Source organism: Peribacillus sp. YIM B13477 (assembly GCF_042787955.1).
Lineage (GTDB): Bacteria > Bacillota > Bacilli > Bacillales > DSM-1321 > Peribacillus > Peribacillus frigoritolerans.
In genome coordinates, this window is record NZ_JBHZPD010000002.1 from 131,984 (window position 1) to 147,870 (window position 15,887).

14 protein-coding genes are annotated in these 15,887 nt (G+C 43.0%); all 14 read right to left on the reverse strand.

What is annotated here, in order from left to right; genetic code table 11:
- Positions 1-11 precede the first annotated feature (11 nt).
- On the reverse strand, positions 12-2,045 hold the full coding sequence (pknB, locus tag ACFX4H_RS07325) for a Stk1 family PASTA domain-containing Ser/Thr kinase (protein ID WP_377434846.1): 2,034 nt from the start codon (positions 2,043-2,045) through the stop codon (positions 12-14).
- Positions 2,046-2,050: 5 nt separating this feature from the next.
- A complete protein-coding gene (locus ACFX4H_RS07330) occupies positions 2,051-2,800 on the reverse strand; it encodes a Stp1/IreP family PP2C-type Ser/Thr phosphatase (protein WP_034313784.1) in 750 nt (249 codons plus the stop codon).
- A 4-nt stretch (positions 2,801-2,804) separates the two neighbouring features.
- Positions 2,805-3,899, reverse strand: coding sequence for a dual-specificity RNA methyltransferase RlmN (gene rlmN, locus ACFX4H_RS07335; protein ID WP_034313788.1), 1,095 nt, complete (start codon positions 3,897-3,899; stop codon positions 2,805-2,807).
- A complete protein-coding gene (rsmB, locus tag ACFX4H_RS07340; RefSeq protein ID WP_057278424.1) occupies positions 3,899-5,251 on the reverse strand; it encodes a 16S rRNA (cytosine(967)-C(5))-methyltransferase RsmB in 1,353 nt (450 codons plus the stop codon). Before rsmB ends, rlmN begins: the two co-directional genes overlap by 1 nt.
- The gene (fmt, locus tag ACFX4H_RS07345; protein ID WP_377434848.1) at positions 5,238-6,197 is read right to left on the reverse strand and encodes a methionyl-tRNA formyltransferase; all 960 of its coding nucleotides are present in this window, start codon (positions 6,195-6,197) and stop codon (positions 5,238-5,240) included. Before fmt ends, rsmB begins: the two co-directional genes overlap by 14 nt.
- The gene (gene def / locus ACFX4H_RS07350; protein WP_034313798.1) at positions 6,194-6,679 is read right to left on the reverse strand and encodes a peptide deformylase; all 486 of its coding nucleotides are present in this window, start codon (positions 6,677-6,679) and stop codon (positions 6,194-6,196) included. The genes fmt and def overlap by 4 nt, the downstream gene beginning before the upstream one ends.
- A gap of 95 nt (positions 6,680-6,774) precedes the next feature.
- A complete protein-coding gene (gene priA, locus ACFX4H_RS07355) occupies positions 6,775-9,186 on the reverse strand; it encodes a primosomal protein N' (RefSeq protein ID WP_057278427.1) in 2,412 nt (803 codons plus the stop codon).
- 6 nt (positions 9,187-9,192) lie between these two features.
- Positions 9,193-10,401: a bifunctional phosphopantothenoylcysteine decarboxylase/phosphopantothenate--cysteine ligase CoaBC gene (gene coaBC, locus ACFX4H_RS07360; protein ID WP_241637049.1), complete on the reverse strand. Its 1,209-nt coding sequence runs from the start codon at positions 10,399-10,401 to the stop codon at positions 9,193-9,195.
- Positions 10,402-10,627: 226 nt separating this feature from the next.
- Positions 10,628-10,831 (reverse strand): DNA-directed RNA polymerase subunit omega, encoded by a 204-nt coding sequence (gene rpoZ / locus ACFX4H_RS07365; protein ID WP_034313807.1) that lies wholly within the window; start codon positions 10,829-10,831, stop codon positions 10,628-10,630.
- Positions 10,832-10,834: 3 nt separating this feature from the next.
- A complete protein-coding gene (gene gmk / locus ACFX4H_RS07370) occupies positions 10,835-11,449 on the reverse strand; it encodes a guanylate kinase (RefSeq protein ID WP_034313809.1) in 615 nt (204 codons plus the stop codon).
- 10 nt (positions 11,450-11,459) lie between these two features.
- On the reverse strand, positions 11,460-11,723 hold the full coding sequence (gene remA, locus ACFX4H_RS07375; protein ID WP_034313813.1) for an extracellular matrix/biofilm regulator RemA: 264 nt from the start codon (positions 11,721-11,723) through the stop codon (positions 11,460-11,462).
- Positions 11,724-11,776: 53 nt separating this feature from the next.
- Positions 11,777-12,652, reverse strand: coding sequence for a YicC/YloC family endoribonuclease (locus tag ACFX4H_RS07380; protein WP_034313816.1), 876 nt, complete (start codon positions 12,650-12,652; stop codon positions 11,777-11,779).
- Positions 12,653-12,809: 157 nt separating this feature from the next.
- Complete coding sequence (locus ACFX4H_RS07385) at positions 12,810-15,488, reverse strand: calcium-translocating P-type ATPase, SERCA-type (RefSeq protein ID WP_377435281.1); 2,679 nt, start codon at positions 15,486-15,488, stop codon at positions 12,810-12,812.
- A complete protein-coding gene (locus ACFX4H_RS07390; protein ID WP_262869245.1) occupies positions 15,488-15,616 on the reverse strand; it encodes a hypothetical protein in 129 nt (42 codons plus the stop codon). Before ACFX4H_RS07390 ends, ACFX4H_RS07385 begins: the two co-directional genes overlap by 1 nt.
- Between the last annotated feature and the right edge of the window lie 271 nt (positions 15,617-15,887).

A 15,887-nucleotide genomic window follows, 5' to 3' on the forward strand; every position in this document is an offset into this window, starting at 1 on the left:
AATTATTATATTTATTCTGGATATGAGACGGATTCGTCAATGATGACCTGATTGTCCCTCATGATTTTATATCCTGCTTTTTTATCCGGGGAAACCATTAATTCGATCGTTCTATTCGCATCTTGCAATATATAGAATGTTTCTTGAGGCTCCGTCATGCTATTGTCGATATCCTCGATGAAAATTTGTATTTTTTGTGTTTTGCCTGGCTCAACCGGATCATACTCGATTTTGACTTCCTCCGTTACACTCTTGGGCGGAATCTCTTCCTTCCCTTTTGAAATGACCACTTTCACAGTACTGCCCTTTTCCACCTTCGTAGCAGGTTCCGGTGATTGGGAAATGACAAGCCCCTCAGCTACGGAATCATCATAGATTTCTTCTTCGACATCGATCTTAATTCCGCTTTCACTGGAATAATCATCAAGGGCAGCTTTATTGAACCCCGTTAAGTTCTTCAAGCTCAACAGATCTGCCCCTTTACTGACCGTCAGCTCAAGCTCCGTTTCGGATGGTACGACCTCAGTGGCACCCGAGGGAGATTGAACTATGATCGTGCCGGGAGCACTGTCATCATATTTTTCAGTAACGCTTATGTTTTTGAATCCCATTTTTTCAAGCAGGGATTTAACATCAGAGTAATCTCGACCTTCATAGCTGGACAATGAAATCGTCTCTTTACCAACGCTTTGATAAATATCGATCACTGCACCTTCCTTGACCGTCTTACCTTCCTTAGGATTGGTTTTGATCACAAGACCAGCTTCAACCTCTTCATCTTCAATCTCGATCGTCTCTCCAATTTCCAAATCCATTTCAAGCAATTCAGTAATGGCGTCATCCAATTCTTCCCCTTTAAGGTCAGGGATCGTCACTTCCTTCGAGACAAGGAGGGGAGGTAAAACTGTGACAGATAAAACAGCAAGCAGTGCGAGAACTAAAAAGGTGGTCACCAAGATCGCAGGCATGTTCTTTAGCTTTTTACCTTTGTGTTCCGACTTGTTTTTTTGTTTTTTCTGTTTCTTTTGTTTCTTCTGTTTCTTTTTTGAATTACTCTCTGCTTCTGATTCACTTTCCTCATCGTCCGCATAAACTAACGTATTTTTTTCAGGACCCCTTATGATTGTCTCATCGATGCTTGAAAGCTGATCATCCGTTATGACGGGGATGGCTTTTGTTGCATCATGATCTTCGGGAATCGCAAAAGGAAGTTCATTTGAACGCTCCGGATTAAGCGACGTCCGTATATCATCCTCCATCGAGTCCACGCTCTCATAGCGGTAATATGAATCTTTGGCTGTTGCTTTCAAGATAATATTTTCCACACTCTGGGGTATTTCAGAATTCCAGCGTTTTGGTGAAGGAGTTTCCGATTGTAAATGTTTAAGAGCTATTGACACGGCTGATTCACCCGAAAAAGGCAATCTCCCCGTCAACAATTCAAACATGACGATGCCAAGTGAATAAATGTCCGATTTCTTATTGGCCATACCGCCTCTGGCCTGTTCCGGAGATAAATAATGAACCGAACCCAAGACTGCATTGGTCTGCGTTATGTTTGTTGCACTTAGGGCCAATGCAATGCCAAAGTCCGTAATCTTGACGGTTCCTTCTTTATCAATCAAAATGTTCTGTGGCTTGATGTCACGATGGATGATCCCATTATGATGGGCATGGGAAATCGCTGCCGTGATTTGCCTCATGATATCCAAGGCTTCATCAACTGGAATTGGATAATATTTTTGTATGTATTGCTTAAGTGTAAAACCGTCAACGTATTCCATTACAATATAATAGATGGAATCTTCTTCACCAACATCATAAATACTTACGATATTGGGATGGGCCAAACTGGTTGCCGATTGGGCTTCCCGATTGAAGCGCTTGATGAACTCTTCGTCATTATTAAAATCCATGCGAAGGATTTTCAATGCAACATCCCTATCTAAGATCATATCCCTAGCAAGGTAAACATTAGCCATACCGCCGCCGCCGACCATCTGGATCAGTTTATAACGGCCGTTGATCCTTCTGCCAATCAACATTCAATTCACCTGCTTTCACTTTCTTCAGTAAATTGAACAAGCACAAGGGTGATATTATCTTCCCCACCGTAGTGATTGGCCTTATCTATTAATGAATTCGCCTTTTCTTCAAGTGACTGTGCATTGGTTACCGTTTCTTCCAGTTCCAGTTCACTCACTTTATTCGTCAATCCGTCCGAACAAAGCAATAGTAAATCATTTTCTTCGAAGATGACCGTCATAATGTCCATTTCCACTTGCATTTCTGTCCCCAAGGCTCGTAATAAAACATTTTTCCGTGGATGGTTTTCGGCATCTTCTTTCGAAATCTGACCGGAACGGACCAATTCATTAACGAGTGAATGATCTTCCGTGACCTGCTTAAAACCACTCTCATTATACAAATAACACCGGCTGTCCCCGATGTTGGCAATGGTAGCAAACTTGTCGGTGCAAATGGCTGCAACAATGGTGGTCCCCATGCCCTTACATTCCGTATTCGCTTCTGCATGTTCAAAAAGCAACTGATTGACCGTGAAGATTTGCTGCTTAAGCCAATCTTCGGCATCATTTGCCGTTTCGATTCCGGTGGATACTTCCCAGCCCTTTTTCAGAAGGTCTATCGTCATTGCACTGGCTACATCCCCGGCACGGTGGCCGCCCATGCCATCTGCAACGATGGCAAGGCGAACGCCTTCCGAGTTCTTAAAGATTCCGCCATTATCTTCATTATGCTGGCGGACTTTTCCACGGTCTGTCTTAAATATTGCCCTCATAGGGTCACCTCGTCTCTTCTTTGCGCTCCTTGGCCCGAAGCTGGCCGCAGGCTGCGTCAATATCACTGCCTTGTTCCCTTCGGATCGTTACATTAATGCCGCGCTTCTTCAATGTTTTTTCAAACTCAAAAATCTGGTCCCGAGGTGTTCGTACATAGTTGCGTTCCGGTACATAGTTTACCGGTATTAAGTTAACATGGCATTTTATCCCTTTTATTAAAGCTGCTAATTCTTCAGCGTGCTCCACTGAATCATTTTCGCCACCGAATAGACCATATTCAAAACTTACACGGCGGCCTGTTTTTTCTGTATAGTATTTGATGGCCTCAATCAGGTCTGGAAGTTTGTAGGCCTTATTGATCGGCATCAATTTACTTCTTAATTCCGTATTCGGTGCATGAAGGGAAACAGCAAAGTTTATTTGCATGCTTTCTTCGGCAAACTTATAGATTTTAGGAATGATCCCACTTGTGGAAACGGTAATATGACGCGCCCCGATGTTCAAGCCCTTTTCATGGTTTATATTCTTCAAGAATGACATCATATTATCGTAGTTATCAAACGGTTCACCGATTCCCATGATAACGACGGAGCTAACACGCTCTTCCGACTCATCAAGTGCTTGCTGAACTTTAACGACCTGGGCAACAATTTCCCCTGATTCAAGATTCCGCTTTAAACCGCCTAGTGTCGAAGCACAGAATGTACAGCCAATTCTGCATCCTACCTGCGTTGTCACGCAAATGGAGTTTCCGTATTCATGACGCATCAGCACCGTTTCAATCGAATATCCATCTTGGAGTTCAAATAAAAACTTCATCGTTCCGTCATTGGACGTTTGCTGAATCAAAGTCTTCAAAGTTGTGAAGGTGAATTGCGACTCCAACTTATCCCGTAATGATTTCGAAAGGTTGGACATATCTTCAAAACTGGAGACACGCTTTTTATAAAGCCAGTCATATACTTGCTCGGCCCGGAATGCCTTCTCTCCATTTTGAAGAAGCCATTCTTTAATTTGGTGAAGCTCCAATGAGTAGATCGATGGTTTTTCTGGTGTCGTGTCTTTTCTTACTCTAGATGATTTAGTGATTTCTGCCATTACAGCACCTTCTTTCTAAAACTCGCAATAAAGAATCCGTCACTGCTAAAATATTGCGGAAAAACTTGCAGCGTATGACCCTCGATATATGGCTGAACGCTTTCAGGCATTCTTGTGGACAAGGTTGCATCGCTTTCAAAATCCGGATGGCTTTCCAAAAATGCTGCAGCGACTTTGTCATTTTCTTCTTTATCCACCGTACAGGTACTATATACTAACCGTCCTCCTTGCTTAACAAGCGGGGCAGCCGATTCCAATAATTGTTGTTGTATACTTGAGAGTTTCATTATATCATCTTTTGTTTTAGTATACTTTACATCAGGTTTCCGGCGCATGACTCCCAACCCGGAACATGGTGCATCGATCAGGACCCTGTCAAACCCTTCCTTATTAAAGTGCTCTTGCACTTTTCTGCTATCAAGGGCCATTGTCTTAATATTGTTTCTGAGTTTTAGGCGCTCCGCCTGCTCTTTAATTAGCTTGACCTTATGTTCATGAAGGTCTAGTGCATATACTTGTCCTGTGGTCAAGCCTTCTGCGATATGGGTCGTTTTCCCTCCAGGTGCAGCACAGCAATCGAGCACAGCATCATTTTCATTCGCACCCAATGCATGGGCAACTAGCATTGAACTCTCGTCCTGAATCGATAAATACCCCATTTTATAGCTTTCTGAATGAGCAAGATTCCCTTTATAGCTGACGATTGCTTCGGGAACGACTTCACTCGCTTCAACATCATATCCTTCTTCCGTTAATATGCTGATCAGTTCACGGCGTGAGATCTTTTTTAAATTAACACGTCCTGTCTGTAATGGCGCAGTTAAGTTGATTTCACACATTTCCTTGGTTTTTTCATAGCCAAATTGCTCTACCCAACGCTGGACCAGCCAAATAGGATGACTCACTTCTATGGAAAGCCGTTCCAGATCATTTTTAATTTCCTCTAAAGAAGGAACACCATTTCTTTGAATATTACGAAGCACACCATTGACCATCGAAGAGGTGCCCTTGTGTCCGCGCTTTTTGGAAATTTCTACGGCCTCGAAAATGATTGCATGATCGGGAACTTTATCTAAATAGACCATTTGGTAAACGGAAAGTCTAAGTAAATTGATGACCCAGCTTTGCGTTTTTTTAGGTTGTTTAATAAACGGGTTCAAAAAATAATCCAAAGTCATTTTCCTCTGGATGGTACCGTAGCTTATCTCTGTAAGCAAACCGCTGTCCACGGCGGATAACTGGTGCTTTTTAATCAAGTTGTTCAATAATAGGTTACTGTAGGATTGGTTTTTCTCTACAGATTCCAAAATATCGAGAGCGATTTCACGTACTCCCTTTTTAGTTTGCTTCATTCTGTTCTCCTAACTTCATGCCTGCTTTAATGAACGATCCGGCTCCGCGCAAGTAATCTTTCGCCGGCATTTTTTTCTTTCCTGAAGGCTGCAGTTCTGTTACTAGTATTGCCGTCTCATTGCCTGTCGAAACGATGAAACCATCATTTTGTACCTCAACGATCATGCCCGGCAAGGCTTGCTTGCCAGCTTTTAATTTCTTTACTTGCCATATTTTCATAATGGAACCGTCTAAGGTTGTATAAGCAACAGGCCAAGGATTCAAGCCGCGTACATGGTTATAGATGTCTTCCCCTGATTTCGACCAGTCGATTTTTTCCTCCGACCGTTTGATGTTAGGCGCAAAAGATGCTTTAGCATCATCTTGCTTGATTGCCTGTAACTCTTCATTTATAAGTTTTGGAAGTGTATCCGCAAGTAAATCCGACCCTACCTTGCTTAATTTATCATGCAGTGTACCAACATTGTCTTCTTCCTCTATAGTAACTTCCGCCTGAGTCAATATATCACCGGCATCCAATTTTTCTGCCATATACATGATGGTTATCCCTGTCTTTTCTTTCCCCTGTAAAATGGAATAATGAATTGGCGCCCCTCCACGCAGTTCAGGAAGCAGGGAGGCATGTACATTAATACAACCGTACTTAGGGGCATCCAACAATTCATTCGGAAGAATTTGACCGAATGCCGCCGTCACCACTAAATCAGCATTCAATGCAATGATTTTTTCAAGTTCTTCTTTTTCCCGGATTTTTTCAGGCTGATAAACGGGTATCCCATGCTTTTCGGCTTCGACTTTAACTGGCGGCGGCGTAAGCACCTTTTTGCGGCCCACTGGACGATCTGGCTGTGTGACAACAGCGATCACATCATACCCTTCATCAATGATTCTTTTCAATACCGGCACCGAAAAGTCCGGTGTACCCATAAAAATTATTTTTGTCATTCTTCTCCATACCTTTCTAACTCTTCTTCCGAAATATACCGGGAAACCTTACTTGTAAATAAGACTCCTTGCAGATGATCGATTTCGTGTAGAAGGGCCCTTGCAAGGAAATCCTCCGCTTCTATCTCGAAATAAGATCCTTTTCGGTCTTGTGCCCGGACTTTGACACGGTAAGGACGCACTACTTCACCATATAAACTCGGGAAGCTCAAGCATCCTTCAACACCTGTCTGTTCTCCTTCCAATTCCAGCACTTCCGGATTAATCAGTTCGATTGCACCTGATCCTTCCTCTATTTCAACGACGGCCACTTGCTTTTTCACGCCAACTTGAGGTGCTGCAAGTCCAACGCCATCCGCCTCCACCATCGTTTCATACATGTTATTTAACAGCTTTGCCAACTTTTTATCAAAACTTGTTACTTTATCGCATTTTTGTTGTAAAATTTTTTCAGGAAACAAAACAATCGGTAAAATAGCCAAAATTAAAGGTACCCTCCTAGATATGAAAAACAACACTTCATTATATAAAAACGCAAGCTGTTACAGCTCGCGGTAATCATCCATCTCTAAAATAATTACATCATGATCTGTGGATTTAAATCTATTGAAATCTGCAGATGATTCTGAGCGGTTTCTTTTTGGTAATGCTCTAAAAGTGTGCGTAAATGCTGATTCAGGTCCGGCTCTCGTTTGTATTTTATCAGACATTGATAGCGATATCTATTGTTGATTCGACTAATGGGCGAAGCAACCGGACCTAGCACGACAGAATCCCGATTCAATCGCGAGCCTAAATAATTGGTGATTTTCTCAGTAACACTTACCGTCTTCATTAAATCTTCATGTGAAACGGTTATAAGGACGACATAATAATATGGAGGGTAATGACTTTGCCTCCTTAGATACATCTCCCGTTCATAAAAAGCATCATAATCCTGCAGGGCAGAAAGCTCGATGCTGTAGTGCTCAGGCGTATAGGTTTGGATGACCACTTCTCCCGGAAGCTGATGACGTCCCGCCCTTCCGCTGACCTGCGTCAGCAGCTGAAATGTCTTTTCCGAAGAACGGAAATCAGGCAGATGTAGCATCGTATCGGCTGAAAGGACTCCAACAAGAGTGATATTAGGAAAATCAAGGCCCTTGGCTATCATTTGGGTGCCTAGCAATATATCCGCTTTTCCTTCACCAAAGGCATTCAGCAATCGCTCATGTGAACCCTTCTTACTCGTCGTGTCAACATCCATTCGTATGACCCTTGCTTCAGGCAGGATTTTTGCAAGCTCTTCTTCAACCTTTTGAGTTCCTGTACCAAAGAACCTTATATGTTCACTTTCACATTCAGGGCAAACAGAAGGCATTCCCTCTTCAAACCCACAATAATGGCATTTCATTATATCATTAAAGCGATGATATGTAAGTGAAATGTCACAATTAGGGCAGTTGATGACCAATCCGCAGCTTCGACACATCACAAAGGAAGAATGCCCCCTTTTATTTAGCATCAGGACAGTTTGCTCCCCCTTCTCAAGCCGGTCTTTCAGCTTGGTAAAGAGCAGCTCCGAAAACATGGAACGATTTCCCGTTCTTAGTTCTTCCCTCATATCTACAATATCCACTGCTGGCAAAGCATTTTTATTCATCCTCTGGCTAAGGGTCAATAATTTATAGACATTTTTCTTGGCTCGCGCAAAAGATTCAAGTGTAGGTGTGGCGCTGCCAAGAATAACCGGGCAACCATATGATTTTGCTCTTTCAATGGCAACATCCCTAGCATGGTACCTTGGCGTTTCTTCTTGCTTATAACTGGATTCATGCTCTTCGTCAATGATGACCAGCCCCAGGCTTTCAAAAGGAGCAAACACGGCAGAACGCGCCCCGACCACCACTTTTACTTCTTTGCGGTGAATTTTCCGCCATTCATCATATTTTTCACCTACGGATAAACCGCTATGCATGACAGCTACCTGCTCCCCAAATCGTTCCTTAAACCTCTTCACCGTCTGTGGCGTCAAGGAGATTTCAGGTACAAGCATGATGGCTTCCTTCCCTTTTTCAATGACAGAGGCAATTGCCTGTAGATACACTTCCGTCTTCCCGCTGCCGGTTACACCATATAAAAGGAAGACATCATGTTCATCATGATGTATTTTCTCTTGGATCGGCTTCAATGCAGCGGTTTGTTCAGCTGTCAGTGTAAAGGGAATGGATTTTTCGAACACACGGTTTTCATAAGGATCACGGTATACCTCTTGATCCATTTCAGCCAAGGCCCCTTTTGACACTAGGGATTTGACGGTACCGCTTGATGTGTTCATCAATTCAAGCAATTCCTTTAACGGGATGGGTTCTTGATGTTCAATAAAGTATTGAAGGAGTTCCTGTTGTTTTTTTGCATGGCTGGATATGGCTGATGCCATTTCTTTCAGTTCCATAGGGGAAAGCAAAGATTTAATGACTCGGACCGTCTTCTTGTTAAGTCGGTTTTTCACATTGTATTCGAGCTCAAGATTGCCATTTTGCATTTCCTTTTGGACCAGGGAGGCATTCTCCCCTTCAATCACGTCTTTCCAAGATAGTGAATCATTTTTCCCGAAAAGGTTTTGAATGGAGGGAGGGAGCTGGTCCTTTTTATCTTCAACGACTTTAATAACTTTTTCATACTTTGCTTTCATCGCTGCCGGAAGCATGGCCTGTAGCGCTGAAATTTTAAAACACATCGCCTCCTTGGTCAACCAGTCACCGAGCTGAAGCAATTCATCATTGATTATGGGCTCCAAATCCATTGGTTCCTTTATAAAGCGTAATTTCGCAAAGTCGCTTTTAGCTTTTAAGCCTGTGACGAACCCCTGCACCATTCTTGGACCGAATGGGACGATGACTCTCATTCCGGGCTTGATGACTTGGTTCCACTTTTCAGGGATGCGATAGTCGAATTCTCGATCCGTTTGTTTAGCAGGTACATCCACGATGACGGATGCTATATCCATAAGACATCATTCCTTTTGCTTGCGAGATACTTCTGCCAGGATGCTTTTAGCTATATCCGCTTTACTCATTTTTGGAAGTTCGGTCGCACTTCCATCTTTATCGTAAATGGTCACGATGTTCGTATCCGTTCCAAATCCTGCCCCTGCGACGGTAACATTATTGGCAACGATCATATCTGCATTCTTTTTGACCAATTTTCCTCTTGCGTATTCTTCAACGTTGTTCGTTTCAGCCGCAAAGCCCACCAAAATCTGATGCGTTTTATTTTCACCGAGTTCCTTTAGAATATCCTTTGTCCGTTCAAATTCAATCACATTTTCCCCTGGCTGCTTTTTCATCTTTCGAGCATGATAGACCTTCGGTTTATAATCCGCCACTGCAGCCGTCATGATTACGACATCACTGGCAGCGAACTGATCGAATACCGCATCATACATATCTGCTGCTGATTCCACTGGTATTACTCTGGCCTTGGGAGGTGGCGTCAAGTTCACTGGGCCGGTAATCAATGTCACCTCAGCGCCCATTTCAATTGCCGCTTCGGCTAGGGCATAGCCCATTTTGCCGCTGGAATGGTTCGTCACAAAACGAACCGGATCAATCGCTTCACGTGTCGGCCCTGCCGTAATTAAATATTTCTTTCCTTTAAGAGGCTGTTGCTGTAATTTGCGTTCATTGAAATATCGATTAAGATGTTCTACGATTGTTTCCGGTTCCTCCAATCGCCCTTTCCCTACATATCCGCAGGCCAAATACCCTTCACCCGGTTCAATGAATTGATATCCAAACGACCGAAGTGTCTCCATATTTTTCTGAACCGCTGGATGTGCGTACATGTGCACGTTCATTGCCGGCGCAACCCAAACAGGTGCTTCCGTTGCCAATAGGGTGGTCGTGATCATATCATCCGCGATTCCATTGGCTACTTTGCCAATGACATTGGCTGTAGCTGGAGCCAACAGGATGATATCAGCCCAATCAGCCAAGTCGATGTGGGCAATGACTGAAGAATCCTTCTCATCAAAAGTATCTGTGTACACATCATTTCTCGAAAGTGCTTGAAAGGTGAGCGGCGTCACGAACTTACGTGCCGATTCACTCATGATCACTTTAACATGCGCACCTTCCTGAGTTAATTTACTTGTCAGGGCAGCAGCCTTATATACAGCAATCCCGCCGGTGACACAAAGAAGTACTTTTTTATCGATAAGCATGCAAATTTCCCCTAACTATACATTCTATTCTTTCTAATTATGACGGAAAACCGAAGAAATTTCATTTGAAATGCGCAATAACCTATGGATTCCCCCAAACATTACTTTTAAAAAAATCAAAACAAACAGGCCTGACACCTTGGCCGCAGGAAGGAAGCACTTTCAAAATGTAACGCTCCTGTTTGCTTTAGGGTGTCAGGCCCGATAGGTCAAGCTCTGTGTTCTCTTAGTTTTCCTCGTAAGAATTATCGTAAGTCAATTTACCGGAATGAATTTCTTCAAGGGCACGGCCTACCGATTTATGGGAAACCGGTTTAATAAGGCAATTATCTTTAATTTGCATTTCCCTGGCGCGTTTAGCTGCCACCGATACAAGTGAGTATTTAGAATCAATTTTAAGTAATAGAGAATCAATTGATGGATATAACATGGTTTATTCCGCCTCCAACATTTTTTTATATAAAACTGCAACTCTTTCCCGACGGCAATGCTCGGCAATTACAATTGCATTAATTCTAGCACATGCTGCATCCACATGATCATTTTCAACAACATAATCGTACAGATCCATAAGTTCTATTTCTTCCTTGGCCACTTTCATCCGGCCTTTTATCGCTTCCTCCGTCTCGGTTCCGCGAGTAACGATGCGGCTTTCGAGTTCAGTCAAACTCGGAGGAGCAAGGAAAATGAAAAGTCCTTCAGGGAATTTCTCCCGGACCTGTTTAGCTCCTTGAACTTCTATTTCCAGAAATACATCTTTTCCGGAATCGATTGTTTCACGGACATAATCCACGGGCGTTCCATAATAATTACCGACGAACTCAGCATATTCCAGCAATTTGCCTTCTTCAATCAGTGCTTCGAATTCCTCGCGTTTTTTGAAGAAATAGTCCACTCCGTCCACTTCACCATGGCGAGGCAGCCTTGTCGTCATCGAAATTGAATATTCGAATGCCGTTCCTGGCTGAGAAAAAATCGCCTTCCTAACAGTTCCTTTACCAACACCGGATGGTCCGGACAAAACGATTAATAAACCTTTTTCTCTCATATTGTTTCAGTTACCCCTCTTCTACGCTGTCATCTCTATCTTGTAGCCGTGCAGCAACCGTTTCCGGTTGAACGGCAGATAAGATAACATGGTCGCTGTCTGTAATTATAACGGCCCTGGTTCTTCTGCCATATGTTGCATCTATTAAGGATCCGCGATCTCGGGCGTCTTGGATGATCCTTTTTATCGGAGCCGATTCAGGGCTCACGATGGATACGATCCGGTTCGCGGAAACGATATTCCCAAAACCAATATTAATGAGCTTAATTGACATTTTTGTCCCCCATTCATATCTATTGTCGCCTTGTTAGGTTCATCATAAACCGACTACTCGATATTTTGAACCTGTTCCTTTAATTTTTCAAGCAAACTTTTCATTTCCACCACTTCTTTCGTAATGGCCGAATCATTTGCCTTTGATCCAATCGTATTGACTTCCCTATTCATTTCCTGGACAAGGAAGTCAAGTTTCCTTCCAATTGGTTCACTATGGGTAAGGGTCCATGAAAATTGCTGTAAATGGCTATCGAGTCTGGTCAGTTCTTCATTTATATCACATTTATCAGCAAAAATGGCCGCTTCTGTCACAATACGGCTATCTTCAATCAATCCATCAGTCAACTCGGCCAGTTTGATTTCCAATCGGGCTTTATATTTTTCGACGACTGAAGGTGCATGCATTTTGACTCCTGCTACAATCTCACCAAACTTTTCAAGCTGGCGTTTCATGTCCGAGGCAAGTTCCTGACCTTCGAGATCCCGCATTTTTTTCAGATTTTCCAATGCCCCCGTGACGGCCTTCATTAAAAGGGATTCCAAATCGGCAGGAACCGCAGGTACTTCTTCCGTCATGAAAATCGATTCAAGTTGCAGCATATCCTGTAATGTAATTGAACTTTCCAGATTGTATTTTCCCTTGACTTCATCCATCAATCCCACATATTGATCAGCAAGATCCCAATCGATCTTCACCTTTTTGGAAACCAGGCTCTCACCTTCCACTGTAATGAAGAGTTCCACCCGTCCCCTTCTTATGTATTGATTCGCCTTCTTTTTCACCTTTTCTTCCAAAACCAAAAGCTGGCGCGGCATTCGAATCGTATATTCACAAAAACGATGGTTAACGGTCTTGATTTCAGCAAAAACCCTGACCTGTTCGTTTTCCGCTTCTTCTCTTCCATAGCCCGTCATACTGGTAACCATGGTTCCACATCCTATCAAAACATAATGTAGTAATTTGGCCTTTTGACATTCATTATATATTAGCTAAAGTACGGAAACATTAGCTTACAAATAAAATACCACAAAAATAAAAAGGCAATAGAGCAAGACTCTACCACCTTAAAGATTATACCATATATCACTGTGCTTTTCTTGCTAAAAAGGTTCCAGCCAGTAAAAAAGTTGGTATGGATGCCATTCCTATTACTAATAGCCAATCCCTTCCCGAAATCGGTACCGTATGAAAGATGGTTTGTAAAGGCTGCACATACATGACGGCTACCATCAATAATAGGGAGGATAGTACCGCCCCCACTAGATAAAGGTTACCGAATGGATTTCTCGAGAAGATCGAACGTTCACTTCGGCAATCGAATACATGTATAAGCTGAGCCAAGACCAAGGTAGCGAAAGCAATCGTTTGTGCATAAGCAAGATTATCCGGATTTGCACGATATACAACATAAAATGCAATCAATGTGGAAACCCCTATCAGAAAACCGCGTGAGATGATCTTCCAGCCAAGCCCCCTTCCAAACACACCTTCATTGGCATTTCTTGGATTTCTTTTCATTACATCTTCTTCTGCGGCATCCAGGCCCAATGCCATCGCGGGCAATCCGTCGGTTACAAGGTTCACGAATAAGATCTGGATTGGTATCAATGGTAAAGGCAAGGCACATAGCATCGCAAAAAACATGACCAAAATCTCCCCAACATTGGATGCAAGCAGGTAACGGATGAACTTCCTGATGTTTTCGTAAATATTCCTGCCTTCTTTAATGGCCGATTTTATTGTGGCAAAGTTATCGTCAACCAATATCAAGGAAGAAGCTTCTTTAGCAACATCAGTCCCCGTGATGCCCATGGAGATACCAATATCCGCTGATTTTATCGCAGGGGCATCATTGACACCATCCCCTGTCATCGCAACGACATGTCCTTTATTTTGCAAGGCTTTTACGATTTTCAACTTATGTTCCGGGGAAACTCGGGCAAATACCGAAACAGTTTCAACAACTTCCTCAAGTTCCCCGACTTCCATGTCCGCCAATTGCCGTCCTTCAAGTACACGGTCTTTTCCTTTTAAAATTCCAAGCTCTTTAGCAATTGCCTTTGCAGTTATCACATGGTCGCCTGTAATCATGACAGTTTTGATCCCGGCGTCCCTGCATTCCTTAACTGCCTGTTTCACCTCCGGACGCGGGGGATCGATCATGCCCTGAAGTCCCATAAAGGTCAAATTACGCTCAGCTTCGGTTTCATGCAGCAAAATCGTTCCTTTTGAAAGAGGTTTATAACCTACCGCAATCATTCTAAGTGCCTGCGAAGCAAGCCCATTCATGTCCTGTTGCACCCTTTCCTTGCTCTCCCGATTTAATATTTCCGACCTTCCTTCCCAAAGAATCGTGTCGGACTGGGCAATCAATACGTCCGGGGCACCTTTTACGATAACAAAATGATTATCTTTATCATCCTTCACTATGACACTCATCATTTTGCGGCTAGAGTCAAATGGAAACTCCTTTACTATCGTAAACCTCTTATTTAGGTGTTCCCTCGTCAATCCAGCTTTCATTGCCGCGACCAACATCGCCCCTTCTGTCGGATCACCGTCTAGAATATATTGTTTACCATTCTCCTTTAACTCAGCTTTATTACAGAGCATGCCGAATGTAATTATTTGAAGCAAGGCATTATGATTTTTCGGTGCAACTGAAACTCCATCTAAAGAAAATTCTCCGACCGGATTGTAACCAGTACCGCCGACATCCCAAGTTTTTCCTCCACTCCAAACCTTCGTCACCGTCATTTTGTTTTGTGTCAGTGTACCTGTTTTATCTGAGCAAATCACTGTTGCACAGCCAAGCGTTTCTACGGCAGGAAGCTTACGGACAATCGCTTTTTGTTTGATCATACGCTGAACACCTAAAGACAAGGCTACGGTCACAATGGCCGGCAAGCCTTCGGGAATCGCCGCAACAGCCAGAGATACCCCGGCCAAAAACATCGTATAGAGGTCATGTCCTTGAATGACACCAGTCAGGACTACGATTACAGTTAATATTAAGGCCGTGACGATCAAAATTTTGCCTAGCTGCTCCAACCTCCGTTGAAGCGGTGTTTCTTTTGTTTCCGCAGTCTGCAGGAGATCCGCAATCTTTCCCATCGCCGTATTCATTCCAGTGGCGATTACGATTCCGACTCCATTCCCTCTTGTCACCATCGTTCCCATAAACGCCATATTTTCCTGATCACCGATACCTTCAACCTCATTCATCAATGGATCAGAACATTTAACGGCCGGGAGTGACTCGCCGGTAAGTGCCGACTCTTCTATTTCAAGGCTTGAATGGTCGATGATCCGTAAATCGGCACCAATACGGTCACCGCTCGAAAACTTCAGGATATCCCCAACAACCACTTCTCTCGATGGGATTTTCATCCACTGGCCATCTCGAAGCACGTTAACTTGCGGTGCAGCCATTTCCTTTAAGGCATCCAAGGATTTTTCTGCCTTCCGTTCTTGGAAAAAACCAAGTAATCCATTCAAAAAAACAATCGCCATGATGGCAATCGCATCGATATATTCACCCAATATCCCGGAAACCAATGTCGCGGCAAGTAAAACTATGACCATGAAATCTTTGAATTGGGCGAAAAATAAAAGAATGGCTGACTGTTTTTCTCCTTCCTTCAATTCGTTAAAACCATTCTTTCGCAGCCTGTCCTTTACTACATCATCGTCCAAACCGTGTGTAACGTTTGTTTGAAGCGCTTTCTCCATTTCTTGATTATTCATTTCCCTGAACTCCATCAAGTATCACACATCCCTTTGAATAGAATGAAATAGGCTCCTGTATACATCTCAACAGGCGCTTTTTGCTTTACTCTTCCAACACCTGCCTGCTTACCGATACATAAAACAACCTGCTCTTCTTCCATGATTATTCAGACTCGTCCAAAATAATGCTATAATTAAACAGAATTGCGGAAAGAAGAACGATCCGGATAATTTTTTGAATGAACGAACTGTAATCATGATGAATGGACCAATTTTGTATTCACTATCAGGAAATAAAAATGCATCCATTCACTGTACCTGAACTGCTGCTTTCACCCAGTTGGCTAAAAAAATTGTGATTAACTAAAATGGGCAGCCATGATGCATTTATAACGCCCGGCAAAAATGAGTTCTTAGAAAATCTTATGTAAA

Coding starts and splice junctions, on each gene's coding strand:
- pknB (WP_377434846.1), bottom strand. CDS start 2,045: ATGTTGATTGGCAGAAGGATCAACGGCCGTTATAAACTGATCCAGATG.
- priA (WP_057278427.1), bottom strand. CDS start 9,186: ATGGATATAGCATCCGTCATCGTGGATGTACCTGCTAAACAAACGGAT.
- rlmN (WP_034313788.1), bottom strand. CDS start 3,899: ATGGCAGAAATCACTAAATCATCTAGAGTAAGAAAAGACACGACACCA.
- ACFX4H_RS07385 (WP_377435281.1), bottom strand. CDS start 15,488: ATGGAGTTCAGGGAAATGAATAATCAAGAAATGGAGAAAGCGCTTCAA.
- rpoZ (WP_034313807.1), bottom strand. CDS start 10,831: ATGTTATATCCATCAATTGATTCTCTATTACTTAAAATTGATTCTAAA.
- remA (WP_034313813.1), bottom strand. CDS start 11,723: ATGTCAATTAAGCTCATTAATATTGGTTTTGGGAATATCGTTTCCGCG.
- gmk (WP_034313809.1), bottom strand. CDS start 11,449: ATGAGAGAAAAAGGTTTATTAATCGTTTTGTCCGGACCATCCGGTGTT.
- ACFX4H_RS07390 (WP_262869245.1), bottom strand. CDS start 15,616: ATGGAAGAAGAGCAGGTTGTTTTATGTATCGGTAAGCAGGCAGGTGTT.
- ACFX4H_RS07330 (WP_034313784.1), bottom strand. CDS start 2,800: ATGAGGGCAATATTTAAGACAGACCGTGGAAAAGTCCGCCAGCATAAT.
- rsmB (WP_057278424.1), bottom strand. CDS start 5,251: ATGAAGCAAACTAAAAAGGGAGTACGTGAAATCGCTCTCGATATTTTG.
- fmt (WP_377434848.1), bottom strand. CDS start 6,197: ATGACAAAAATAATTTTTATGGGTACACCGGACTTTTCGGTGCCGGTA.
- ACFX4H_RS07380 (WP_034313816.1), bottom strand. CDS start 12,652: ATGGTTACCAGTATGACGGGCTATGGAAGAGAAGAAGCGGAAAACGAA.
- coaBC (WP_241637049.1), bottom strand. CDS start 10,401: ATGCTTATCGATAAAAAAGTACTTCTTTGTGTCACCGGCGGGATTGCT.